The 24,584-nt window shown below is 72.9% G+C and carries 17 protein-coding genes and 1 pseudogene; 5 read left to right on the top strand and 13 right to left on the bottom strand.

What is annotated here, in order from left to right; translation table 11 throughout:
• Positions 1-7 precede the first annotated feature (7 nt).
• The 3 genes from Aru02nite_RS18110 to prmC form a co-directional block, all read right to left on the bottom strand.
• On the bottom strand, positions 8-613 hold the full coding sequence (locus Aru02nite_RS18110) for an arsenate reductase/protein-tyrosine-phosphatase family protein (RefSeq protein ID WP_203659668.1): 606 nt from the start codon (positions 611-613) through the stop codon (positions 8-10).
• 69 nt (positions 614-682) lie between these two features.
• Entirely contained in the window at positions 683-1,339 is a 657-nt protein-coding gene (locus Aru02nite_RS18105) for an L-threonylcarbamoyladenylate synthase (protein ID WP_203659053.1), read from the bottom strand.
• Positions 1,336-2,223, bottom strand: a complete 888-nt coding sequence (prmC, locus tag Aru02nite_RS18100) for a peptide chain release factor N(5)-glutamine methyltransferase (protein WP_203659050.1) — start codon at positions 2,221-2,223, stop codon at positions 1,336-1,338. The genes Aru02nite_RS18105 and prmC overlap by 4 nt, the downstream gene beginning before the upstream one ends.
• Positions 2,224-2,332: 109 nt before the next feature.
• On the opposite strand from prmC, the gene Aru02nite_RS18095 reads away from it, so the two are divergent.
• Positions 2,333-3,865: a GGDEF domain-containing protein gene (locus Aru02nite_RS18095; RefSeq protein ID WP_203659047.1), complete on the top strand. Its 1,533-nt coding sequence runs from the start codon at positions 2,333-2,335 to the stop codon at positions 3,863-3,865.
• A 181-nt stretch (positions 3,866-4,046) separates the two neighbouring features.
• Here Aru02nite_RS18095 and prfA read toward each other — a convergent pair whose 3' ends face one another.
• The 6 genes from prfA to thrB all read right to left on the bottom strand — a co-directional run bounded on the left by prfA (position 4,047) and on the right by thrB (position 14,248).
• A complete protein-coding gene (gene prfA, locus Aru02nite_RS18090; RefSeq protein WP_203659044.1) occupies positions 4,047-5,132 on the bottom strand; it encodes a peptide chain release factor 1 in 1,086 nt (361 codons plus the stop codon).
• A gap of 91 nt (positions 5,133-5,223) precedes the next feature.
• Positions 5,224-5,460, bottom strand: coding sequence for a 50S ribosomal protein L31 (gene rpmE / locus Aru02nite_RS18085; RefSeq protein ID WP_203659041.1), 237 nt, complete (start codon positions 5,458-5,460; stop codon positions 5,224-5,226).
• Positions 5,461-5,791: 331 nt separating this feature from the next.
• The gene (locus tag Aru02nite_RS18080; RefSeq protein ID WP_239076767.1) at positions 5,792-9,133 is read right to left on the bottom strand and encodes a phosphodiester glycosidase family protein; all 3,342 of its coding nucleotides are present in this window, start codon (positions 9,131-9,133) and stop codon (positions 5,792-5,794) included.
• A 550-nt stretch (positions 9,134-9,683) separates the two neighbouring features.
• Complete coding sequence (locus Aru02nite_RS18075) at positions 9,684-10,610, bottom strand: EamA family transporter (protein WP_203659035.1); 927 nt, start codon at positions 10,608-10,610, stop codon at positions 9,684-9,686.
• Positions 10,611-10,735: 125 nt separating this feature from the next.
• Positions 10,736-12,649 carry a transcription termination factor Rho gene (rho, locus tag Aru02nite_RS18070; RefSeq protein ID WP_373324914.1) on the bottom strand — a complete coding sequence of 638 codons (1,914 nt, stop codon included), beginning with the start codon at positions 12,647-12,649 and terminating at the stop codon, positions 10,736-10,738.
• A 696-nt stretch (positions 12,650-13,345) separates the two neighbouring features.
• Positions 13,346-14,248 (bottom strand): homoserine kinase, encoded by a 903-nt coding sequence (gene thrB, locus Aru02nite_RS18065; protein ID WP_203659032.1) that lies wholly within the window; start codon positions 14,246-14,248, stop codon positions 13,346-13,348.
• A gap of 211 nt (positions 14,249-14,459) precedes the next feature.
• Between thrB and Aru02nite_RS18060 the strand changes: the two genes are divergently transcribed.
• The gene (locus tag Aru02nite_RS18060) at positions 14,460-17,375 is read left to right on the top strand and encodes a M36 family metallopeptidase (protein WP_203659029.1); all 2,916 of its coding nucleotides are present in this window, start codon (positions 14,460-14,462) and stop codon (positions 17,373-17,375) included.
• Positions 17,376-17,466: 91 nt separating this feature from the next.
• Here Aru02nite_RS18060 and Aru02nite_RS18055 read toward each other — a convergent pair whose 3' ends face one another.
• The gene (locus tag Aru02nite_RS18055; protein ID WP_203659027.1) at positions 17,467-18,411 is read right to left on the bottom strand and encodes a DMT family transporter; all 945 of its coding nucleotides are present in this window, start codon (positions 18,409-18,411) and stop codon (positions 17,467-17,469) included.
• A gap of 245 nt (positions 18,412-18,656) precedes the next feature.
• Here Aru02nite_RS18055 and Aru02nite_RS36725 point away from each other — a divergent pair.
• From Aru02nite_RS36725 to Aru02nite_RS18045, 3 genes and pseudogenes are all read left to right on the top strand, one after another.
• Positions 18,657-18,902 (top strand): annotated as a pseudogene (locus Aru02nite_RS36725) (GntR family transcriptional regulator); the annotation flags it as partial.
• 531 nt (positions 18,903-19,433) lie between these two features.
• Positions 19,434-20,201 carry an aminotransferase-like domain-containing protein gene (locus tag Aru02nite_RS36720; RefSeq protein WP_239076797.1) on the top strand — a complete coding sequence of 256 codons (768 nt, stop codon included), beginning with the start codon at positions 19,434-19,436 and terminating at the stop codon, positions 20,199-20,201.
• Positions 20,202-20,285: 84 nt separating this feature from the next.
• Entirely contained in the window at positions 20,286-20,561 is a 276-nt protein-coding gene (locus Aru02nite_RS18045) for a hypothetical protein (RefSeq protein ID WP_203659021.1), read from the top strand.
• Positions 20,562-20,776: 215 nt separating this feature from the next.
• Here the strand turns inward: Aru02nite_RS18045 and thrC are convergent, their stop codons facing one another.
• From thrC to lysA, 3 genes are read right to left on the bottom strand one after another with little or no spacing between them, the layout of a single operon-like run.
• Positions 20,777-21,832, bottom strand: a complete 1,056-nt coding sequence (thrC, locus tag Aru02nite_RS18040; RefSeq protein ID WP_203659019.1) for a threonine synthase — start codon at positions 21,830-21,832, stop codon at positions 20,777-20,779.
• A complete protein-coding gene (locus Aru02nite_RS18035) occupies positions 21,829-23,151 on the bottom strand; it encodes a homoserine dehydrogenase (RefSeq protein WP_203659016.1) in 1,323 nt (440 codons plus the stop codon). Before Aru02nite_RS18035 ends, thrC begins: the two co-directional genes overlap by 4 nt.
• Positions 23,151-24,584 carry a diaminopimelate decarboxylase gene (lysA, locus tag Aru02nite_RS18030; RefSeq protein ID WP_203659013.1) on the bottom strand — a complete coding sequence of 478 codons (1,434 nt, stop codon included), beginning with the start codon at positions 24,582-24,584 and terminating at the stop codon, positions 23,151-23,153. The genes Aru02nite_RS18035 and lysA overlap by 1 nt, the downstream gene beginning before the upstream one ends.

Genomic DNA, 24,584 nt, shown 5'->3' with positions numbered 1-24,584 from the left:
CCGGCGGTCAGCGGCCGGTGAGGAGGCGGACCAGCCGGCGCAGCGGTGCCTCGATGTCGTCGGCGATCCGGGCGAAGAACCGGTCGCCGAGACCCCACGGGTCGTCGAGGTCGTCGTCCGGACCGGTGGGCCGGCCGTCGCGTACCTTGTCGGCGGCCTCGACCAGGGCCACTCCGCGGGCCAGCACCCCGTCCGGGGTCAGGTCCACGGACGGCAGCGCGGCGGCGTCCACGTCGGTCAGCAGCCGGGCGAACTCGCGCAGCGCGAACGTACGCCCGGCGGCGTCGGGGCGCAGGGCCGTGACGTAGCTGCACTGTTCGCCGGTGGCGGTGAGGATCAGTTCCGAGGTGTCGATGTGCTCGCCGTGCAGCTGGCGCGCGGTGAACCCGGTCGGGTCTCCCCCGCGCTCGGCGACCTGCCGCGCGGCCGGCGGGTTCATGTGCTCGCCGCTGTGCCAGCCGCCCGTACCGGCGCTGTGGCTCAACAGCAGCCCGGCCGGGTCCGGCCCGTCGTGGCCGACCGCGTCGGCGAACCGGGCGACCAGCAGCCGCTCGGCCATCGGCGACCGGCAGATGTTGCCCATGCAGACGTGCAGCACCGAGAAGGGTGGCACCGCCCGCTCCGTGAGACCCGACACCTCAAGCTCCTCACTCACCCGCCCGCCCCCGGGCGCCTCGCCAAACTACCGTGCTGCCGTCGACGACTCGACCAGATCGGGCAGCAGGGTACGCAACGCCCGTGCCGGTACCGCACCGGCACGGATCAGTCGTGGCCGGTCGCCGACCAGGCTGACCACGGTGGACGGCACCCCACCCGGACACGGCCCCGTCTCCAGGTACGTCCCGACCGCGGTGCCGAACGCCTCGACCGCGTCGGCCGCCGTCGCCGCCGGTGGCGTACCGGTGAGATTGGCGCTGGAGACGGCGAGGGGGCCGGTGCGGCGCAACAGCTCGACGGCCACCGGGTCGTCGGGCATCCGTACGCCGACGGTGCCGCCGGTGTCACCGAGGTCCCAGGCCAGCTCCGGCGCGTGCGACACGATCACGGTCAACCCGCCCGGCCAGTACGCCGCGGCCAGGTCGGCGGCGACCGGCGGCGCGTCCGGCGCCAGGTCGGCGAGCTGAGCGGCGTCGCCGACGAGTACCGGCGGGGGCATGTGGCGGCCGCGGCCCTTGGCGGCGAGCAGGTCCCGCACCGCGGCCGGGGCGAACGCGTCCGCGCCGATGCCGTACACGGTGTCGGTGGGGAGGACGATCAGGCGGCCGGCGCGGATCGTGTCGACGGCCGCGGCCAGCCCCGCGGCCCGACCCTCGGCGGTACGGCAGTCGAACAGCGTCATGGTGTACCAGTCTTCCCGGTGCGGCGCGCCGTCGCGTACCGGGGTCGGCCGGTGAGGTCGCGGTGCGCGGCGACGTCGACGAACCGGCCGTCCGCACGCAGCAGTGCCGGTACCGCGTCGCCGTGGGTGTCGTCGTGTTCCATCGCGAGACCGCCGCCGGGGCGCAGCAGCTCGGCCACGACACCGACCAGCGGGCGGATCACGGCGAGCCCGTCCGCTCCCCCGTACAGGGCGGGGTCGGGGTCGACGCCGGCCACGTCCGCGGGCAGCGCGGTGCCGGTCGGCACGTACGGCGGGTTGGCGAGGACGAGGTCGACCGCGCCGGCGATGCCGGGCAGCAGCTCGGCCGCCCGGGTCACGTCACCGTCGACCACGTGCACCGCGCCACCGGTCCCGCGCCGCGCCGCCACGTCCGCCGCGTTGCGCCGCAGGTACGCCAGCGCGGCCGGGTCCTGCTCCACCAGGTACACGATGGCTTCCGGAACCTCGTACGCGAGGGCGAGGCCGAGCGCGCCGGAACCCGCGCACAGGTCCACCACCAGCGGGGAAACGCTGTCCAGCAGGGCCCGGCCGGCGTCGACGAGCAGCTCGGTCTCCGGCCGCGGCACGAACACCCCCGGCCCCACCGCCAGCTCCAGGTACCGGAACGGCGCGCTGCCCGTCAGGTGCTGCACCGGTACTCCCGCGGCCCGCCGCGCCACCAGCTCCGCGTACGCCGAGCGCTGGGACGGGGTGAGGTCGGCGAGCACCAGGCGCCCTCGCGGTACGCCCAGGACGTGCGCGGCGAGCAGCTCGGCGTCGACCCGCGGGGAGCCGATCCCGGCTGCCGCGAGGGTGGTGGCGGCTCTGGCCAGAACCGGGCCCACAGGCGTACGGTCTGGCATATCCGGACCACCCGAGGTCCGGTCTTCTCGTTGCACGGACCCCATCATCCACCGTCGGGTGCGCACGGCCGGCCGCGGCGGGGCGCAGGCACAGGGGAGGTCGCCAGCAGTGGCATGGCCGGATGCCGGGTCCGCGACCGGCACCGACGACTTTCGCGACGAGGTCCGGCGGCTGATCCGGGCGGGTCGATCGGACGAGGCCGAGAAGGTCGTCGACGGCGTGCTCGGCGAGTCCCGCCACACCCCCGTCGTCGCGTACGCGATCCTGGCGAAGATCGGTTGCCTGCTCAACCTCGGCAGGTACGGGGAGTGTCCCGGCGCGATCGACCGGGCGTTCGAGATCATGCGCAGCCATCCCGACCCGGCGTACATCGGCGAGCTGCACGCGCACGCGGCCTACGTGGCGTACCTGGAGGGTTCGCTGGACCGCTGCGTCACCCACCTGGTACGCAGCTCGCGCTCGCTCGGCGGGGTGACCCGGCCGGGGCCGGATGCCGCCGACGCCTGGGTCGACCTCGCCCTGACGTACTCCTGCATCGGGTTCCACGGGCACGCGCTGGGGGCGCTCGACCGGGGGCGGCGGATGGCGGCGGCGGCCGGGCTGCCCGCCGCGGAGTACGTGATCCCCGAGGTACGGGTGCGGTTGGCGGTGTCGCTGGACCACCGCGGCGACTCCGACGGCTGCGTACGGATCCTCAGCGACGTGCTGTCCCAGCTGCCCGACGGGGCGAGCCAGCAGACGTTCCTGCACCTGCCCGAGATGGACCGGCCGTACGTGGGGTACGCGCTGGCCCGGCTCGCCGCCGTCGGCGAACCGGTGCCGATGCCGGCGTCCCGGTGGCTGGGCGAGCCCGGCATGCACGACCTGGAGGCGGCCGACCTGCGCGCGCTCGGCGCGGCCTGCCTGGACATCGCCGACCGGCGGCCCGCGCAGGCGCTCGCCCGGCTCGACGTGATGGCCGTCCAGGCCCGCACGCTCGGCGCGTCCGAGGTGCCGCGACTGCGCGCCATCGCGTACGCGGCGAGCGGCGACCACGCCGCGGCGAACCGCGCCGACCGCGAGGCGTTCCGGCTGACCGCGCAGGCCATCGACCGGCTGCGGGACCTGTTCATCGACGGCGTCGAGGCCCGCCTCGACCACGACGACCTCCGCCGCACCGTCGCGCGCTACGCCGACGAGGCGCTCACCGACCCGCTCACCGGCCTGCCCAACCGCCGGCACCTGGAACAGCACGTCGACGCCATGGCCCGGCGCGGCGAACGCGGCGTCATCGGCGTCCTCGACCTCGACTCGTTCAAGGCCGTCAACACCATCCACGGCCACCTCTCCGGCGACCTGGTACTCCAGCGCGCCGCCGCACTGCTCGCCCGCGTGATGCGGCGCGGCGACTTCGTCGCGCGGTACGGCGGGGACGAGTTCGTCGTCGTGCTGCCGAGTACGAAGCTGCCCGAGGCGTACGAGATCGCCAACCGGATCCGGTCCGCCTTCGCCACCGAGGACTGGGACTCGCTCGTCCCCGGTACCCCCGTCGGCGTCAGTATCGGCTGGTCCGAACTGGACCTGCGGTCCGGCGTCTCCTCCGGCTTCGAGGCCGCCGACCGCGCCATGTACGCAGCCAAGCACGCCGCCCGCGCTTCCTGATCGGGGCGCTGCGGCGGCGCGATTCGTCCGCTGGCCGCGTTGTCGTCGACCCCGAGTGCATTCGCACGCGGTGCCTCCTCCGCCTTGCCAGCGAACGAATCGCGCTCGCCTCGCTCGCGTCCCCACGGGGGTGAGGTCAGGGCAGACCTTTTCGAGAGCCGCCGCAGCGTCCCTGACCGGCTCAGTGGCGGGCCAGGTCCTCGCCGGCCAGGCGGGCGGCGCGGTCGGCCTCGGACAGGGCGTCCAGGACGGCGTCGAGGTCACCGTCGAGTACCTGGTCGAGGTTGTAGGCGGTGAAGCCGATGCGGTGGTCGGTGATGCGGTTCTGCGGGAAGTTGTACGTGCGGATGCGCTCGGACCGGTCGACGGTGCGTACCTGGGAGCGGCGGGCGTCGGACGCGGCGGCGTCGGCCTCCTCCTGGGCGACGGCGAGCAGCCGGGCGCGCAGGATCCGCATCGCCTGCTCCTTGTTCTGGAGCTGGGACTTCTCGTTCTGGCAGGAGACGACGATGCCGGTGGGCAGGTGGGTGATGCGGACGGCGGAGTCGGTGGTGTTGACGGACTGGCCGCCGGGACCGGACGAGCGGTACACGTCGATGCGCAGGTCGTTGGGGTCGACGGTGACGTCGACCTCCTCGGCCTCGGGCAGGACGAGCACGCCGGCGGCGGACGTGTGGATGCGCCCCTGCGACTCCGTCACCGGTACGCGCTGGACGCGGTGCACGCCGCCCTCGAACTTGAGCCGGGCCCACACCCCGATGCCGCCCTCGGGAATGCCCTTGGTCTTGATCGCGACCGAGATGTCCTTGTACCCGCCGAGGTCGGTCTCCTCGGAGTCGATCACCTCGGCGAGCCAGCCGTGGCGTTCCGCGTAGCGCAGGTACATGCGGAGGAGGTCGCCGGCGAACAGCGCCGACTCCTCGCCGCCCTCGCCGGCCTTGATCTCCAGGATGACGTCCTTGCCGTCGGAGGGATCGCGCGGCGCGAGCAGCTCGGCGAGCCGTTCCTCCAGCTTCGGCACCATCGTGGCCAGGGTGTCCACCTCGGTCGCGAACGACGGATCCTCGGCGGCCAGCTCGGTCGCCGCGGCCAGGTCGGCGCGCGCCGCGTCCAGCTCCATGGCGGTCTTCACCAGGGGCCCGAGCTCCGCGTACCGCCGGCCGACGCGGCGCGCCTCGTTCGGGTCGGCGTGCAGCGCCGGGTCGGCCAGCCGCTGCTCCAGCTCGCCGTACTCGGCACGCAGCGTGGTGAGCCGGTCCGTCTCCATCGCCAACCTCCGTTTCGCGGTACGGGCAGACGAAACGGCGCCCGCCGCCCGAATCCGTGCCGGATCGAAACGACGAGCGCCGTCGAGGTCGCTACTTGCCGGCGGCCTTGGCCTTCGCGGCCTGCGCCTTGGCGTACTTCTGCTGGAACTTCGCCACGCGGCCACCGGTGTCCAGGATGCGCTGCTTGCCCGTGTAGAACGGGTGGCAGACGTTGCAGGTCTCGACGTGGATCGAGCCGGACGACGCGGTGCTGCGGGTGTCGAAGGCGTTGCCGCACGAACAGGTCACGTGAGTCACCTGGTACTGCGGGTGGATGCCACTCTTCATGCCTCGGGGGTCCTCTCGGTGTGCAGGTCGCCGGGTCGCCCTGACGGACGTGAACCGGAACCTCTGACGGGCCGTCGTACCAGTGTGGCACGCGCTCCGCGTACTCACACCGCCTGGGTAACGTACCGCGGGGTGTGGTTATGCCCGGTCCCGTTGAACGGCGGCCGATCCGGACATCCAGCTGGAAAACCACCGGTGTCTGGGGTGTCGCGCGACGACCGTTCCTCCGGTGGTGGGCCACCTCACCCGGCACGTCGGCCCGGGACGCCCGGCGGCCGACGCGACACGGGCCGGGCACGCGCTGCCCGGCCCGCATCCTGTCCGCGGTGGGTCAGTGCACGGTCACCGTCGCCGTGGCGCGTACGCCGTTGACGTCGACGGCGAGCGTGGCGGTGCCGCGACGCAACCCCGTCAGTGTGCCCGTCACCGGGTCGTACCGGACGACGGCGCTCCCGCGCTCGTCGCCGAACGCGACGCCCGACGACCCCGACCAGTCCGCGCTCACCGGGTACGCCACCGGTACGTCGTGCCCCTGCTGGGACAGCGTCGCCGCGGCTTTCGCTTGCGTACCAACGGAAAGGGTGGACGGTGCGGTGAGCGTCACGGTGTCGGTCTGCGGCCGGATCCGGGCGGCGAGCCAGTCGGACGGCGCACCGTACGGGTCGGCGCGGCGGGCGGCCTGGTCGTGCGCGCTCACCGGGTTCACGCCGAACTCGGTCCAGCCGACGAAACCGCCCTGGTCGGCCGGCGCCGCCGGGTTCTTGCCCGAGTTGCCGTTGATCACGTACGGCACACCGTCCACATGGGACGCGTGGAACACGCCCACGTGACCGGAGACGAACCCGACGCCCTTCCCCGTCGTACGGCCGAAGTCGGCGAGCCAGTTCTCCACCAGCTCGGCCTCCTTACGGTCGCCCAGCTGGCTGCCCTGCTGCGGGGTCGGATCCCGCGGCGGTACGTGCTCCAGCAGCATCACCGAGTTGACCGACGGATCCTTCGCCGCGTCGTCCAGAGCCTTGCGCAGCAAGGCGATCTGGTCGAACCCGCCGCCCCGCAACGTCAGGCTGGACGTGTCCAGCGTGACGAACCGGGTGCCCTTGTGGTCGAAGACCCGTTGCGCCGCACCGAACTCCGCCGTGAAGTTCGTGATCTTGCCGCCCATCACCTCGTGGTTGCCGGGCACGTAGTACCAGGGCACGGCGTCGCCGAGTTCCTCGGTGAGCATCCGGTGCGCGAACGACAGGTCCTCCGGCGAACCCTCGTCGACGAGATCGCCGTCGATGACGAGGAAGTCCGGCTTCGCCGCGCGGATCTCCCGCAGCGTACGGCGGGCCGAGCGGGCGATGTCCGAGTCCGGGTCACGCGCCACGAACTGCGCGTCCGACATCACCGCGAACCGCCAGTTCCGGCCGGCGAGCGTGCCGTTCTGGATGACGACCGGGTCGCGCACGGTCGACGCGGCCGGCGTGTCCACCGCCGGCGGCACCTTCGCCACCAGGTCGTCCAGCATCAACGACCCCTGGTACTTCGTGTCCGCGCGGGTCTCCGCGACGTAGAAACGGCTCAACGTCAACGGGTACGACACCCCCGCCGGCACCGGGATCTCCACGTACTTCCAGCCGGTCCAGGTCATGTGGTCGCCGCGCAGCAACTGGTGCGTACCGGCCGCGTCGACGAAGTCCAGCGTCGGCCATTCGCCGTGACCGTTGCCGTACAACCACATCCCGAACGCGTGGGGCTGGCCCGGCACCGTGATCGGCTTCGGCGGGCTCGCGTACGCGGCGCGCGTCGCGGTCGACTGCGTGAAGTCGTACGACATGGTGAGCCCGGTGCCGGTGTGGCCGTCGCCGGCCTGGACCGACCCGGTGGCGCGGGCCGCGCTGAACGTCCACTGCGCGGCGTCGTCGAACGTGGCGACCGACTGGTCCGTCAGCCCCACCGTCACCGGCACCTGCACCGTGTACCCGCGGACCTTCGCGGTGACCAGCGTCGCGCCCGAGTCCTTCAGCGCCTTCACCGTGAAGTTGCCGTTCGCGTCCGACCCGACCGACAGCAGCGACCGGTCGTACTCCAGCGACACGTCCGACGGCTCGATCGGCGCGGTGAAGCCGGACGCGTCGTACCCGACGATGCCGAAGTGGCCCGTCGCGTTGCCGTTCGCCAGCCCCACCCGACCCGTGTCGGCGCCGATCCGTTGCAGTTGACCCAACACCGTCAGCGTGGTCCTTCCCCGTGCGGTACCGCGGTGCGCAGTCACCGTGACGGTGCCCGTACCGCGGGCGTGGAACGTACCGGCGCGGTCGACCGTACCCACCGCGCCGCTCGACGACAGCCACGTCGGCGACCCCGCCGCCGGACCGTACGTCTCGTCGTAGCCGGTAGCCGACAGCGACCGCGTCAGGCCCGGGAACACCCGGTCCGGATGCCCACCCGGCCGGGTGTCCACCGTCGGCGCGCTCTCCGCGTCCGCCTTCGTCGACACCCAGAACCCTTGCAGCGTCCCGGATCCCGCCGGCGCCGTCACCGCCAACCCGTTCGCGACCGGGCGCTCCGAACCGTCCGACGGGCTGTTCTCCAGCGCCAGCGTCGACGTACCCGGGCGGCGCGCCAGCAGCGTCGACGAGCCTCCGCCGTCGATGTTCACCGCGTTGTACGCGCCCATCTCCGCCATCATCCGGGCCATCTCCGGCACCGTGATGCCGACGCTGTCCGTCTGCTTGCCGTCCACCGTCAGCAGGTACATGCGCGAGCCGTCCCGGCTGAACCCGACCGCCGACCGGGCCGCCAGCGCGTCGTCCGCCGGCGACTGCACCGCGCCGTTCACGACCAGCAACTGGTTCGCCCCGATCGCGGTACGCACCGACGACCCGTCACTCGTCCGCGGCGCGTACGCCACCGACACCGGATCGCCGACCGTCAAGCCCCGCAACGCATCCGCGCCCGCCTCCCGGCCGACCAGTACGTAGTCGCCCTTCGCGATCGCACCCGAACCCGGCGCCCCGGCGGCGGCACTGACCTTCCCGTCATGCACCGTCACCTCCGCCGTGTCCGACGCGCCCTGCACCGGCCGGCCACGCGACATCGACCCCCACGCCGACGTGTACTCGCCGATCCCGCCCGACGCGATCCGCGTTCCGTTGTACTGCGCCAGTTTCCGCTCACCCGACGGCAACGTCACCGTGCCGTCGAAGTACAGCTGGAGGATGCGGCCGGCACCCTTCGGGTCGATCGACACCGCGTTGTTCCAGCCGTCGTTCGGCGACTTCACCAGATCACCGTCCGACACGCCGACACCCTCCGGCGCCCCCGTGTCGTTGATGTCGAAGAAATCCCCGTTGATCGCAGCCACCGCCCGCGGCCGCGCCTTCACCTGAGTACTGATCGGCTGATCGTTCGCGATCGGATCGGCCGACAGGTAGTCGACGCCGTTACCCCCCGACAGGTCCACCGACAGCGACTGCGCGCGCAGCCAACCGCCCGTCTCGTACCGGTCGAACGAGCTGAGCGTCACGCCCGGCGCCACCGGCCGGGTCGTCCGGTTGATCTCGATGGACGTCGCCGCGGCGGTCGACGCCCGCGGATGCGCGTCCGGCGCGCTGAAAGCGGGAGCCGCCAGGCCGAACGCGACGACCGACGTCACCCCCAGCGCAGCCGTCAGCCTGTGTAGACGCACGGTTGTCCTCCTGGACATGGACGCGAGAAAGGCAACCGCAGTCAACCGCAGGAGGTTACTTCCTACAAGACTCGACCATGAATCGGAAGGAAAACTTCAACGGCCGGACGCCCATCGATTGTTCAACAGTTCAACAATTGGACAGTTGAACAATGACACAATTGGACAATCGGGCGCGGTCCAGAAATGCCCGCTCACGATCGCTAAGTCCCATATGCGCCGGAGCGGTGATCCGACCCCGGTTCCAGCACGGCCGTGCGGCCCTGGCCCTGGCGCTGGCCGCGGCACGAACCCCCGGCCCTGGCCCTGGCCTCGGCCCCAGCCCCGGCACGAAAGCCCGCCAATGGCCCCGGCCCACGGCATGGGCGGCCGTGCCATGGGCCCGAGCCCCAGCCCCAGCCCCAGCCCCAGCCCCAGCCCCAGCCCCAGCCCCAGCCCCGAAGCAGCATCCACCCCCGGCCACCCGTATCCGGTCAGCCCAGAGCCCGTTCGTCGCCTGGCTCTCCGCGGCCCTCCCCCGGTGCCGAAGCCGCCCAACCCGGCCGCCGCCTCAGGTCTCCGGCGTCTCCCGTGGCCGCCGCGTACTCCGGGTCGCGCCGATGCTCGCGACGATCACGCACGCGATCGCGACCCACTGTCGTACGCCGAGCAGCTCCCCCAGTACGACCATGCCGACGAGCGCCGCCACGGCTGGTTCGACGCTCATGAGGATGGCAAAGACCCGAGCGGGCATGCGCCGTAGCGCCTCGATCTCCAGCGCGTACGGGATGGCGGAGGACAGCAGCCCGGCCGCCGCGCCGAACACGAGGAGCCGCGGGCTGAGGAGGTCGGTGCCGGCCTGGGCGACGCCGACGGGTGCGGCGAGCAGCGCGCCGATGGCCATGGCCATGGCGAGTCCGGACGTACCGGGGAAGCGGCGTCCGGTGGAGGCGCCGAGCAGGATGTAACCGGCCCATGCGGCGGCGGCGAGGAGCGCCCACAGTACGCCGATGGCGTCGACTCCCCCGCCGCCGCGGGCGAGCAGCAGGACGCCGCCGCCGGCGAGTACGACCCAGAGCGCGTCGCGTACCCGGCGGGATCCGGCGATGGCGACGGACAGCGGGCCGAGGAACTCGACGGTGACGGCGACGCCGAGCGGGATCCGCGCCATGGACTGGTAGATGGCGGAGTTCATGACGGCGAAGGTGAGGCCGAGCAACCCCACGACCGCCCAGTCGGTACGGCTGTGGCCGCGCAGCCGCGGGCGTACGACGCAGCCGAGGACGAGCGCGGCGGTGACCAGGCGTACGGACACGACGGCGGTGGGCGGGAACACGCCGAACAGGTTCTTCGCGAGGGCCGCGCCGACCTGGATGGACACGATGCCGAGCAGGATCAGGCCGGGCGGCGGCACCGCGCCGATCGCCGTACGCGCCAGCCGGGCCGGACCGCCGCCGCCCGCCGCCTCCGCCGAGCGCGCCACCACCTGGAGACTCATGCCCCGAGTGTTCATCGCCGGCCCCGGGCACCGTCAACCGGGCGCGCCCCGTCTCACATCCGCGTACGGACACGGCGGGGGCGGCCCACCGTGTGGCGGGCCGCCCCCAGTCCGGTCGTACCGGTCTATTCGCCAGGCGTGGACTTGGCGATCTGCATCAGGAACTCGACGTTGGTCTTCGTCTTCTTCATCTGGTCGAGGAGAAGATCGATGGCCTGCTGCGGGTCGAGCGCGTGCAGCACGCGGCGCAGCTTGTGCACGATGGCCAGCTCGTCCGGCGCGAGCAGGATCTCCTCGCGGCGGGTGCTGGACGCGTTCACGTCGACGGCGGGGAAGATCCGCTTGTCGGCGATCTTGCGGTCCAGCTTGAGCTCGGCGTTACCGGTGGCCTTGAACTCCTCGAAGATCACCGTGTCCATCACCGAGCCGGTCTCCACCAGCGCGGTCGCGATGATCGTGAGCGAGCCGCCGTTCTCGATGTTCCGGGCCGCACCCAGGAACCGCTTCGGCGGGTACAGCGCGGTCGAGTCGATACCACCGGACATGATCCGGCCGGACGCCGGCGCGGCCAGGTTGTACGACCGGCCGAGCCGGGTGATCGAGTCGAGCATCACGACGACGTCGTGACCCAGCTCGACCATCCGCTTCGCGCGCTCGATGGACAGCTCGGCCAGCGTGGTGTGGTCCGACGGCGGGCGATCGAACGTGGCCGCGATGACCTCGCCCTTCACCGACCGCTGCATGTCGGTGACCTCTTCCGGCCGCTCGTCCACCAGCACGACCATCAGCAGTACTTCCGGGTTGTTGCTGGTGATGCCGTTGGCGATCTGCTGCAGCACGGTGGTCTTGCCGGCCTTCGGCGGCGCCACGATCAGCGCGCGCTGACCCTTGCCGATGGGCTGGATCAGGTCGATGATCCGGGTCGCGAACACGTTCGGCTCGGTCTCCAGCCGCAGCCGCTCCTGCGGGTACAGCGGGGTGAGCTTGTAGAACTCCGGGCGCCGCTTCGACTCCTCGGGGTCCATCCCGTTGATCGTGTCCAGCCGCACCAAGGGGTTGTACTTGTCGCGCCGCTGCTCGCCCTCGCGGGACTGCCGCACGGCACCGGTCACCGCGTCACCGCGGCGCAGCCCGTACTTGCGGATCTGGGACATCGACACGTACACGTCGTTGGCGCCGGCGAGGTAGCCGGTCGTGCGGATGAACGCGTAGTTGTCGAGCACGTCGACGATGCCGGCGACGGGCAGCAGCACGTCGTCGTCGGCCACGGCCGGCTCGTTGTCGTTGCCGCGCTCGCGGTTGCTGCCGCCACGCCGACGGTCCCGGAACCGACGGCCGCGGCGACGCCCGCCGCCCTCGCCGTCGTCGTCGTGCCGGTTGTTGCCACCACGGTCGTTGCGGTCGCCGCGCTCGTTCCGGTCGCCGCGGTCTCCGCCACGGTCCCGGTCGTTGCGGTCGTTCGGCCGGTCGTTGCCGTGCCGTTCGCCACGCGGGCGGTCGTTGCGGTCGCCGCGCTCGTTGCGGTCGCCGCGCTCGTTCCGGTCGCCGCGCTCGTTGCGGTCGCGGTCGCCGCGCTCGCCCCGTGGGGACTCGGCACGCTCGCCGCGCTCGCCCTGCTCCGACGTGGAGTCGTCGGCCGCCCGCGAATCCGGCGCGCCGCCCTGGCGGGTGGCCCGCTGCCGGGTACGGCCGGTCGGGGCCGAGGACTCGGTGCCCGGCAGCGACTGCTGCCCGCTGTCGGACCGGGGGGTCTCGGGCTGCTCGGCCGGGGACGTCCGCTCCGCCTGGCGCGGTACGCGTCCCTCGGAGGCGGAACCGCCGCCCTGCTTCTCCTGGATGGCCGCGATCAGCTCGCCCTTGCGCATCCGGCCGGTACCCGATATGCCGAGCGACGAAGCCAGGGTCTGCAGCTCCGACAGGAGCATCGCCGACAGGCCGGTACCGGAACGCCGGCGCCGGGCCGTGCCGGTGGTCGCCGACGCCTGGTCGGTCGCACCGGCGTCAGGCGATCCCGACTTCAGGTCGGTGGTGTCGCTCAATGGATTCCTTCCCTCGTTCTGACCGGGGTTCCGGCTCGTGTCACGGAAGATCACCGAACCCCGGGTGCACCCTCGTCACTGGCGTCGAGGGTCTGGTACTGCCTGCCTTCTCGCCCGCGTGGAAGCGGTCGCTCCGTACCGGTCGCCGTGACCGGACCCGGTGGCGCCGCCACCGCGCCGGAACCGACCGCTCGCAACCCGTCCCCGCACAGGGATCCAGCACCGGACCGCGGTCGGTACACGCCTACCGGCATGTCCGCCGTTGGAAAGCACCGCCTTTGCTGGTAACCGTCTCTGGCGAAAGCCCTGTCTTCTCAGAAACCGCGTGGAACCTGTCTCCTGGAAGCCCTGACCGTGGGAAGTCGCCTCTTTGGGAAAGCCCACCCCGACCGGAACGGATCCGTTGCGACATCGGCTGCTCAGATGCGTGATCTGGACAGACACGCTGCCGGCGAAGAAACGCGGTCCTTGGGGGAGCACTTGCCCGGAGAGAGCGCGACGGGCGGCTGTACCACCGTTGAGCGTAGTCGCCGGTGCCTACCTGGGGCAACAACATCCGGCCCGGATGTCTTCCCGCGTGTTGTCCGCCGCGCCTGGCTGGCCACGGTGACGCACTCGGGTGGCAGGTACCGCCGACGGCCTCGCGGGCACGACGCACGGCAGACGAACCGCCGGCCACCCTGACCGCTTGACCTCTCAGAAGGAAACTCTAGCGCCTGCCCGGTCGACGGCCAGCGGCAGTGTCGCAAAACCTGTCCCGGCCACCGCAGCGACCCGTTCATCGATGTCCTGACCTGCGGAAACGAGGCAGAGAACGGTACCGCCGGCGCCCGACAGGACCGCCGGTACGCCGGCCTCGCGGAGCCGGTCGATGGCCGCCAGGCTGGCCGGCATCGCGGCCCGCCGGTACTCCTGGTGCAGCCGGTCCTCGGTGCCCGCCAGCAGGTACGCCGGGTCGGTCGTGAGGGCGTGCACGAGCAGTGCGGCGCGCGCCACGGTGGCCGCCGCGTCGCGGTGCGGCACCGTGTCGGGCAGCAGCCCGCGGGCCCGCTCGGTCAGCGTCCGATCCCCCGGTACGAGGGCGATCGGGCGCAGCGCGTCCACCGGGTCGAGGCGTACCGCGGTGGCTCCGTCGGGGGCGGTCCAGGCGATCGTGGCGCCGCCGTACAGGCAGGGGGCGACGTTGTCGGGGTGGTCCTCGATCTCGGCGGCCCAGCGCAACGCGGTGCCGGTGGGTACGTCGGCGCCGGCGAGCGCAGCCGCGGCAAGGATGCCGGCGACGATCGCGGCGGACGACGAGCCGAGCCCGCGCGCGTGCGGGATCCGGTTGGTACAGCGGAGTTCCAGGCCCGGTGGCCGGGTGCCGAGGCGGTCGAACGTGGCGAGCGCGGTCGCCGCCACCAGGTGCGTTTCGTCGTCCGGTACGGAGCCGGCGCCCTCCCCCGTCACCGTCACCCGTACGCCGGCGTCCGTGACCCGTGCCGCGACCTCGTCGTGGTACGCGAGGGCGAGGCCGAGGGTGTCGAAGCCGGGCCCCAGGTTGGCGCTGGTCGCCGGCACGCGTACGCGGACCGGGCCGGGTCGGAAGCCGTCTGCCATGCCGACATCCTCGCCGCGGCGGCGGCGATGCGGCCCGCCGCCCCGCCGGCCGTCCACGCACCGGTACGCGATCCGGTGTGGCGACACCCGACTTTCGGGACTTTTCCCTGTTCAGGCTTGAGAGTGCCGTAACTTCTGATGCAGTCTGCCTCGGACGGGCAGTCCCATCCCCAGTGTCCGTCCTCCATCGACCTCACACCAAGGGGTTCAGATGCCACAACCCTCCCGACCCGTCCGGGGTCGACGACGCCGTCTGCTTCCGGCCCTCGCGGGGCTCGGCGGTGTCGCGTTGCTCGCCGGCGCGCTGCCGGCACAGGCGGCGCCGCACGCCGACCGGTCCGCGCCGGCGACCCACGCAGACTCGGCGCTGCCGCTCACGAACTACGACGCCCGTACCGACGGTCCGGGCGCGCGGCGGGCGCTGTCGCAGCGTGACGCGCGCGCCGCGGCGGCACCGAAGGCGGGCGTCTCCTCGCTCAAGCACCAGCTCGGTACCGAGGGCATCGTCGACATCGACCCGCTCACCGGTACGGCACGGCAGGTCGCGAAGACCGACGGGTACCTGACGGGTGCCAGCCGGGCGAAGCCCACCGACGTGGCCCTCGGGTACGTGCGGAGCCACGCCGACGTGTTCGGGCTCGCGCCGGACGCCGTGGACCGGCTGACGCTGCGACGCGACTACACCGACATCGCCGGTACCCACCACCTGTCGTACGTGCAGGACGTCGAGGGTGTGCCGGTGTTCGGCAACGGGCTGGTCGCGAACGTGGCGAAGGACGGGCGGCTGGTCAGCGTGCTCGGTTCGCCGGTCGCGAAGCTGCCGTCCACCGTCGGGTCCGCCACGCTGTCGGCGACCGCCGCGCGCAACGCCGCGGTACGCAACGCCGGGCGTACGCCGACGAAGGTTGCGGCGCGGGCCGAGGGGCAGGGCACGACGTTCGCGGACGGCGACGAGGCCACGCCGGTGGTGTTCGAGACGCTGGACGGGCCGCGGCTGGCCTGGCAGACGCTGACCACGCCCGCCAAGGGCTCCATGTACCTGCACGTCGTGGACGCGAAGACGGGCCGCGTGCTGTACCGGCAGGATCTGGTGCAGCACGAGGCGCAGCAGGGCCTGGCGTGGGACAACTACCCGGGCTCGCCGCGCGGCGGGACGCAGTCCGCGCGCAACCTGACGGCGCCGGGCTGGCTGCCGGCCGGCTCCGACACGCTGAACGGTACGAACGCGCACGTCTACAGCGACGTGAACGACAACAACAAGGCCGACGCGAGCGAGGAGGTCCACGCGAACCCGAAGGGCGACTTCCGGTTCGGGTTCACGGGCTTCAACGCGCAGAACCCGGGCAAGGGCTGCTCCGCGGCGTACCAGTGCTCGTGGGATCCGAACACGAAGGACTCGTGGGAGACCAACCGTCAGCAGAACGCCGTGCAGGTGTTCTACTTCCTGGGCAAGTACCACGACCATCTGGAGTCGTTCCCGATCGGCTTCACCCGGGCGGCCGGCAACTTCGACGTACGCGACGGTGACGCGGTGCAGGCCGAGCCGGACGACGGCGCCGACACCGCCGACGGCCTGCCCGACCCGAACCACACCGACAACGCCAACATGGCGACCCCGCCCGACGGCACCCCGCCGCGGATGCAGATGTACCTGTGGAACGACCCGACGCAGCAGGACGACGGGTTCATCCCCAGCAACGGCGGCGACGAGGCCGACATCGTGTACCACGAGTACACGCACGGGTTGTCGAACCGGCTGGTGGTGGACGCGAACGGGCTGTCCACGCTGGGCAACGTGCAGGCCGGGTCGATGGGCGAGGCGTGGAGCGACTGGTACGCCAACGACTTCCTCGTCAACCAGGGGTACTTCACCGACAACACGCGGCGGTCCGGCGACATCAACGTCGGCATCTACGTCGGGCACGGCGACACGATCCGTACCCAGCCGCTGGACTGCGCGGTCGGCGCGGCCGCCTCGGTCTGCCCCGGTACGGCGGCGGCCGGTCCCGGCGGCTACACGTACGGCGACTTCGGGAAGATCTCGCGGCGCGGCACCGAGGTGCACGCGGACGGCGAGATCTGGGGCGAGACCCTCTGGGACCTGCGTACGAAGCTGGGCAGCAGGCTGGCCGAGTCGCTGGTCACGCGGGCGATGGAGCTGTCCCCGGCGAACCCGTCGTACCTGGACGAGCGGAACGCGATCCTGATGGCCGACACGGTCGTCAACGGCGGGCACGCGCACAAGGCGATCTGGCAGGTGTTCGCGAAGCGCGGCATGGGCTACTTCGCCGGCGCGCTCAACGGTGACGACGCCCAGCCGGTCGAGGACTTCTCGCTGCCGCCGGCGCCCGGCACCCCGACCGGGTCGCTGACCGGCAAGGTCACCTCCGACACCGGTGCCGCGGTGGCGGGCGCGACCGTCGCGTTCGGCGGGCACGCCTCCGGGTACCTGACCGACTTCGCCGGTACGACCGGCGCGGACGGCACGTACACGATCAGCGGGATCCCGGCCGGGACGTACCCGAAGGTGTTCGCGACGGGGCCCGGGTACGAACAGTCCGAGACCCGGACCATCTCCGTCTCGTCGCACGCCACCACCGCCAACTGGACGCTGACCCGCGACTGGGCGGCGGTCTCCGGCGGCGCCACCGTCGCCGACTTCAACGGCCCCGACTACACGCCCGACTGCGGCCCCGACGGGCTGTACGACGCGACGCAGGGCCACGGTTGGGGTTCCGACGCGGTCGGCGGTACCGACGGGGTCGGCATCGACCCGCGGCACGTCACGGTCCAGCTGCCGGTCGCGGTGAACATCAGCGAACTGCGCATCGACCCGTCCGCCACCTGCGGCGACGACGCGTCCGCGTCCACCGGCGACTACCAGGTCGAGACGTCCACCGACGGCAAGACCTGGACCGTCGCGGCGAAGGGCCACTTCACGCCGGCCGCGTACCACAAGTACACGACGGTGACGCTCTCCGCGGGCACCAGCAACGTCAAGTACCTGCGCTACACGATCCTCGGTACGCAGGTGAAGGACTACAACATCGTCTGCAAGACGCAGACGGTCTCCGGCTGCCTGTTCGCGGACAGCACCGAGGTGCTGGTGCACGGCTCGCCGAGCTGACACCGGGAGCACGACCACGCGGGGCGGGCCGGATCCACGGCCCGCCCCGCGCCACGTCCGTTCCCTTGCACCACAACCGATTCCCGGTACGTCACGGTCCGGTCGGCGGCGGCGCGGCGGGCCCGGACGGTGCGGCGCGACGGCGGGTGGTGAGGCCGAGCACGAGGCCGGCCGCGACGAGCAGGGCGCCGACGGCCTGCCCCGGACCGAGCCGGCCGGTACCGAGCAGCGGCGCGAGCGCGGCGGCGACCAGTGGGGTGAGCCCCGAGTACAGGGTGGCGCGGGCGGCACCGAGCCGCGGCAGCGCCGTGTACCAGCCGAGGAACGCCAGCACCGTCACCGGCAACGCCAGCCACGCCAGCCCGGCCGCCTCCACCGGCGTCGGCACCCGCAGTACGCCCGCGCCGTCGGTGACGAGGCCCACCAGCAGCGCCTCCACCGCCGCGAACGCGCACCCGTACCCGGCGACGCGGCGGGCGCCGAGCCGCGGCAGCAGCGGCGCGGCTTGCGCCGAGAACGCGACCTCGCCGAGCAACGCGAGCAGCGAGTACCCGAGGCCGGCGGCGTCGCTGCGGCCCAGCCCCTGCACGACCGCCGCGCCGGCCACCACGAGTACGGCCGCGGCGACCGGGCGCGCGCCAGGGCGGGTACGGGCGAGCAGCGGGCCGGCGAGGGCGAACACCACCGGACTGCACGCGACGAGTACGCCGGGGACGGCCGGCTCGGCGGTCCGCAGCGCGGCGAGGATCGCCAGGTTGAAACCGACCATGCCGGTCGCGGCGAGCAGCGCCAGACGTACCAGGTCGCCGGCGCCCGGGCGGCGCGTACCCGGGGCGGCACGCCGGGCTAGCGGCAGCAGGATCGCCGCCGCCACGCCGTACCGGAGGGCCTGGCCGCCCGCGTACGGGAAGGTCGTGAGCAGGCTCGACGCGGCGACCGCGGTGCCGATGAGCGCCATCCCGGCAGCGGCCAGCAGGTGCGGCAACGCAGACCGGACGCGCCGGCCCGCGTCGACTCCCGACGCGGACCTTGACACGTCGGATCCCGGCGCGCCGGGCCTCGACGCGGCAGCGGGCCTCGACGCGGCAGGGCCCGGCGCGGCGAGGCTCTTGGCGACGGGCCTCGGCACGTCGGATACCGGCGCGGCGGGCCCCGACGTGGCGGAGTCCGGCGGTGCGGCGGGCCTCGGCGCGGTGGAGTCTTGTGCCGCGGCGAGGGTGGTGCGTTCGGTCATGCCGGCACGCTAGCCAGCAGATCGGTACTCGAATAAGGTCCAATCCGATGGAGGATTCATGGACCAGTGCCGCCTGGGAACTTCTGCTCCCCGCGGTACGTGCACCCCGGCGCCAACGCCGCCGGCAGCTGGAAACCGCCCTGCGGGACGCCATCCGCAGCGGCCGCGTCGCCGCCGGCACCCGACTGCCCGCCTCCCGCGCCCTCGCCGACGACCTCGGCGTCTCCCGCGGCCTCGTCACCACCGTGTACGACCAGCTCCGCGCCGAGGGGTACCTGGTCGGCCGCCCCGGCGCCGGCACGTACGCCGCGCCCGGCCTCGCCCCGCCGCCACCTGGGATCCGCCGACGGGGTACGGGGAACCCGGGGGCGGGCGATGCCGAGACCGACGCGGAGGTCCACACCGGCACCGGGAAGCGCCTGCGGGACAACCGAAGCCGCGGATCGCGCGGTGGCGACGCCGGGACCGGGGCCGGTCCGGGCGTCTCCCCGGCCACCGGAGAACGTGACAGGTCGGGCACAGCCCGCGGTGCGGCCGGGACCGACGCGGGGGCCGTGGATCGTTTGCGGGAGAACGGAAACCGTGGACGGAGCAGCAGCCACGGCGGGACCACGGCCGGCCCGGAGTTCCCCACGAGCACAGGGAATCGCTGCCAAGGCGTCGCGAACCGTGAGCCAGGCACCGCCGGCCGCGGGACCGGAGCCGACGCGGATGCCACGAACCATGGACTCGCCACCGCCGGCCGCGGGACCGGAGCCGACGCGGATGCCACGAACCACGGACTCGGCACCGCCGGCCACGGGACCGGGACCGGCGTGGGAGCCGTGGATCGCTTGCGGGACACGGGAAACCTCAGTGCTGCGGGCGAGGCGGCCGCGCGGGTGGACTTCCGGCCGGGGCGGGCGGATCCGCGGCTGTTTCCGCGGGCGGCGTGGGCGAACCTGTACCGGCAGGTCGTGACGGGCGTGCCGGACCGGGCGCTGTCGTACGGGGATCCGCGTGGTGTGCCGGAGTTGCGGGAGGCGCTGGCGGGTCTGTTGGCGCGGCGGCGCGGGGTGCGTACCGGCGCGGAGCGGATCGTGGTGTGCGGCGGTGTCGCGCAGGCGGTGAGTCTGTTGTGCCGGGTGTTGGCGGCGTCCGGTCACGGCGCGATGGCGGTGGAGGATCCGGGGCCACCGGAGCACGCGATGCTGGCCCGTACCAACGGTTTGCGGCCGGTGGGGGTCGGCGTCGGGGCGCGCGGGCCGGACCTGTCGGGGGTGGCGGCGCGGGCGGCGCTGGTGACGCCGGCGCACCAGTTCCCGACGGGCATCGCGTACCCGCCGGAGACGCGGGCGGCGCTGGTCCGCTGGGCGTCCACTGTGGACGGTCTGGTGGTGGAGGACGACTACGACGGCGACTTCCGGTACGACCGGGCGCCGGTGGGCGCGATCCAGGGCCTGGCGCCGGATCGCGTCGCGTACGCCGGGTCGGTGTCGAAGTCGCTCGCGTCCGGGCTGCGGATCGGTTGGCTGGTGGTGCCGGCCGCGCTGCTCGACGCGGTCGTGGACCTGAAGCGGGCCGACGACCTGTGCGGGCCGGTACTGGAGTAGCGCACGTTCGCCGCGTTCGTCACCACCGGCCGGTACGACGCGCACCTGCGGCGCTGCCAGCGCACGTACCGGGCGCGAAGGGACGTGCTCGTCGCGGCGGTCCGGCGGTACCTGCCGGCGGCGCGGATCACCGGGATCGCCGCCGGCCTGCACGCCGTCCTGGTACTCCCCGGCGGCGACGAGGCGACGCTCACCGCCACCGCGCGAGCCGCCGGCGTCACCGTACTTCCGTTGCGGCGCTTCGGTTCCGGCCCGTCACCGGGCTTCGTTCTCGGCTACGCGCACCTCACCCCGGACGACGTGACCGCCGCCGTCGCCACCCTGGCGGCCGCGTGGCGACCGTTCCTGCCGCGGGCCTGAGGCGACCCGCGGCAGCGAGCCGGTGGGCCGGACGGGCGCCGGGCTGAGTCTTAGAGGTCCTGACAGAAAGGCGTCGGATGGCTGGCGAGGCTCAGGGCGGGGCTGCCAAGGCGGAGGTGCAGTCGCATACCGGTGTTGTATGCGACTGTGCCGACAACGTCGGCAGCGTCGTCCTGAGTCCGCCAGGCGCCGACAGTCCTTTCTGTGAGGACCTCTTAAGCGAGGCCGAGTGCCGCCGCGGCGGCGTGCGCGTCGACCGGGATCGTGGTGGGCGGCGGCGCGGTGGCGACCGCCCAGTCGGGGTCCTTGAGGCCGTGGCCGGTGACCGTGCAGACGATCCGCTGGCCGGGCTCGACGAGGCCGGCGGCGGCCGACTGGAGCAGGCCGGCGACGCTCGCCGCGCTGGCCAGTTCGACGAACACGCCCTCGGTCCGGGCCAGCAGCTTGTACGCGGCGAGGATCTCCCGGTCGGTGACCGCGTGGATCAGCCCGTGCGAGGCGTCCCGGGCGTCGACGGCCTTCGTCCAGCTCGCCGGGTTGCCGATGCGGATCGCGGTGGCGATGGTCTGCGGGTTGCGCACCACCTCGCCGTTGACGATCGGCGCCGCCTCCGACGCCTGGAAACCGAACATCCGCGGCGTACGCGTCGCGTTGCCGGCGGCGTGATCCTCGACGTAGCCCTTCCAGTACGCGGTGATGTTGCCGGCGTTGCCGACGGGCAGGCAGTGGATGTCCGGCGCGTCCCCGAGCGCGGCCACGATCTCGAACGCCGCCGTCTTTTGCCCCTCGATCCGGTACGGGTTGACCGAGTTCATCAGCGCGACCGGGTAGTCGATCGACAGCTTCGAGGCGAGCGCCAGGCAGTCGTCGAAGTTGCCGTCCACCTGGAGCAGCCGCGCACCGTGTACGAGGCCCTGCGCGAGCTTGCCCAGCGCCACCTTGCCCTGCGGGATCAGCACCGCGCAGGTCAGCCCGGCCCGTGCCGCGTACGCCGCGGCGGAGGCCGACGTGTTGCCCGTGGAGGCGCAGATGACGGCCTTCGCGCCGTCCTCGACCGCCTTGGACAGCGCGACCGTCATGCCGCGGTCCTTGAACGAGCCGGTCGGGTTCATGCCCTCGACCTTGAGGTACACCTCGCAGTTGGTGCGCGCGGACAGCTCCGCCGCCGGCAGCAGCGGGGTGCCGCCCTCCCCCAGCGTCACCACCGGCGTCTCGTCGGTGACCGGCAACCGCTCGGCGAACTCGGCGATCACGCCGCGCCAGACGTTCATTGTGCTGTTTCCCCTTCGACCCGCATCACGCTGGCGACCTGCCGCACGATGTCCAACGAGGCGAGGGCGTCCACTGTGGACCGCAACGCTGCGTCCGGCGCCCGGTGGGTGACGATGACCAGCAGCGCTTCGCCACCCTGGCCCCGCCCCTCCTGTCGTACCGTCTGGATGCTGACGCCGTGCTCGGCGAACACGGTGGCGACCGTGGCCAGCACACCGGCGCGGTCGGCCACGTCGAGCGAGATGTGGTAGCGGGTCTCGATCTCGCCCATCGGGCGGATCCGCAGGTTCGCGTACGCCGAGTCCGGGGTGCCGGAGCGCCCCAGCCGCCGGTTGCGGGCCACCGCGACGATGTCGCCGAGCACCGCCGAGGCGGTCGGCGCGCCACCGGCACCCGCCCCGTAGAACATGAGCTGTCCGGCGGCCTCCGCCTCCACGAACACCGCGTTGTACGCGTCGCCCACGCCCGCGAGCGGGTGGCTGCGCGGGATCATCGCCGGGTGCACGCGCGCCGAGACCGAGTCGGTACCGTCCGGGTCGGTGCGGCGCTCGGCGATGCACAGCAGCTTGACCGTGCAGCCCATCTCCTTGGCGGCGGCCACGTCGGCGGCGGTCACGTCGGTGATGCCCACCCGGTACACGTCGGCGGCGGTGACACGGGTGTGGAAGCCGAGCGAGGCGAGGATCGCGGCCTTCGCGGCGGCGTCGAAGCCCTCCACGTCGGCGGTCGGGTCGGCCTCCGCGTATCCCAGCTCGGTGGCCTCGTCCAGCGCCTCCCCGAACCCGGCCCCGGTACTGTCCATTTTGGACAGTATGTAGTTGGTGGTGCCGTTGACGATGCCGGTGATGCGCGTGACGCGGTCGCCGTGCAGCGACTCGCGCAGCGGGCGCAGCAACGGGATCGCGCCGGCGACGGCGGCCTCGTAGTACAGGTCGGTGTCGCCGTCGGCAGCGGCGGCCGCGAGCGTCGCGGTGTCCTCGGCGAGCAGCGCCTTGTTCGCCGTCACCACGCTCTTGCCGGCGCGCAGCGCGTCGACCAGCCAGCTGCGGGCCGGCTCCAGCCCGCCCACGACCTCGACCACGATGTCCACGTCGGCGCGCTTGACCAGGCCCACCGCGTCGGACGTGAACAGCTCCCGCGGTACGGGCAGCGCACCCCGGTCACGGTCCGGCCGGCGCACCGCGATCCCCGCGATCGACAGCGGCGCGCCGATTCGCGCGGTCAGGTCGTCGGCCTGCTCGTGCAGCAGCCGGACCACCTCGGTACCGACCGTGCCACAGCCCAGGATGGCGAGTTTGAGGGGCTCCATGCGTGTCATCACCCCACGTCCAGGCGGAGCAGATCGTCCTCGGTCTCGGCCCGTACGATCACCCGCGCCGTACCGTCGGCCACCGCGACCACGCCGGGCCGCGGTACGTGGTTGTAGTTGTTCGCCATCGACCGGGTGTACGCCCCGGTGCCCGGCACCGCGATCAGGTCGCCCGGCGCCAGGTCCGACGGCAGGAACTCGTCGCGCACCACGATGTCGCCCGACTCGCAGTGCTTGCCGACCACCCGGGACAGCGCCGGCGGCGCGTCCGACAGCCGCGAGGCCAGCGTGCAGGAGTACGAGGCGTCGTAGAGCGCGGTGCGGATGTTGTCGCTCATCCCGCCGTCGACCGACACGTACCGCCGGACGGCGCCGCCGTCGAGTTCCACGTCCTTGACCGTGCCCACCTCGTACAGCGTGAAGGCGGCGGGGCCGGAGATCGAGCGGCCGGGCTCGACCGAGATCCGCGGCACGGACAGCCCGTACGCCGTGCACTCGTGCTGCACGATGCCGGCCAGCGCCGTCGCGATCTCCACCGGCTCGAACGGGTCGTCCTGCGTCGTGTACGCGATGCCGAAGCCGCCGCCGAGGTCCAGCTCCGGCGGCTCGATCCCGTGCTCGTCGCGGATCTGCGCCTGGAGGCCGAGTACGCGGCGGGCCGACACCTCGAAGCCCTGCGCGTCGTAGATCTGCGAACCGATGTGCGAGTGCAGCCCCAGCAGCCGCAGGCTCGGCGCGGCCAGCACCCGCCGTACGGCCTCGGCCGCGTCGCCGCCCTCGCGGCCCGCCCGGCCACGGTTGAGCGAGAAGCCGAACTTCTGGTCCTCGTGCGCCGTCGCGATGTACTCGTGGGTGTGCGCCTCCACGCCCACCGTCACCCGCACCATGACCGGCGCGCGTACGCCGCGGTCGGCGGCCAGCGTCGCCAGCCGCTCGATCTCGTCGAACGAGTCGACGATGATCCGGCCGACCCCGGCCGACACAGCGCGGTCCAGCTCGGCGAGCGACTTGTTGTTGCCGTGGAAGCCGATCCGCGCCGGGTCGAACCCGGCCGCCAGCGCCACCGCCAGCTCGCCGCCGGAGCAGACGTCGAGGTTCAGCCCCTCCTCGGCGATCCACCGCACGACTGCCTTGCACAGGAACGACTTGCCCGCGTAGTACACGTCGGCGCCTGCGGGGAACGCCGCCGAGAACGCCGTCCGGTACGCCGCGGCGCGGGACCGCAGGTCGGCCTCGTCCACCACGTACGCCGGGGTGCCGTACTCGGCGGCCAGGTCCGTGACCGGGATACCGCCCACCCGCAGTACGCCGTCGGCGCCGCGCACGACGCTGCCCGGCCACAGCTGCGGCAGCAGCAGGTTGACGTCGTCGGGCTCGCGCAGCCAGGCCGGGCCGTGCTGCCCGATGTCGGCATGGAGGGCGCCGGCCTCGTGTACCCGCAC

It is taken from the genome of Actinocatenispora rupis, assembly GCF_016861975.1.
Lineage (GTDB): Bacteria > Actinomycetota > Actinomycetes > Mycobacteriales > Micromonosporaceae > Actinocatenispora > Actinocatenispora rupis.
Note: the sequence above shows the minus strand (reverse complement) of the source record. Positions and strands in the feature narration are given on the sequence as shown.

What these genes read in the sequence shown, in the direction of transcription:
- Aru02nite_RS18105 (WP_203659053.1), bottom strand. Translation starts at nt 1,339, where the DNA reads ATGACGCTGTTCGACTGCCGTACCGCCGAGGGTCGGGCCGCGGGGCTG.
- prmC (WP_203659050.1), bottom strand. Translation starts at nt 2,223, where the DNA reads ATGCCAGACCGTACGCCTGTGGGCCCGGTTCTGGCCAGAGCCGCCACC.
- prfA (WP_203659044.1), bottom strand. Translation starts at nt 5,132, where the DNA reads ATGGAGACGGACCGGCTCACCACGCTGCGTGCCGAGTACGGCGAGCTG.
- rpmE (WP_203659041.1), bottom strand. Translation starts at nt 5,460, where the DNA reads ATGAAGAGTGGCATCCACCCGCAGTACCAGGTGACTCACGTGACCTGT.
- Aru02nite_RS18075 (WP_203659035.1), bottom strand. Translation starts at nt 10,610, where the DNA reads ATGAGTCTCCAGGTGGTGGCGCGCTCGGCGGAGGCGGCGGGCGGCGGC.
- thrB (WP_203659032.1), bottom strand. Translation starts at nt 14,248, where the DNA reads ATGGCAGACGGCTTCCGACCCGGCCCGGTCCGCGTACGCGTGCCGGCG.
- Aru02nite_RS18060 (WP_203659029.1), top strand. Translation starts at nt 14,460, where the DNA reads ATGCCACAACCCTCCCGACCCGTCCGGGGTCGACGACGCCGTCTGCTT.
- thrC (WP_203659019.1), bottom strand. Translation starts at nt 21,832, where the DNA reads ATGAACGTCTGGCGCGGCGTGATCGCCGAGTTCGCCGAGCGGTTGCCG.
- Aru02nite_RS18035 (WP_203659016.1), bottom strand. Translation starts at nt 23,151, where the DNA reads ATGACACGCATGGAGCCCCTCAAACTCGCCATCCTGGGCTGTGGCACG.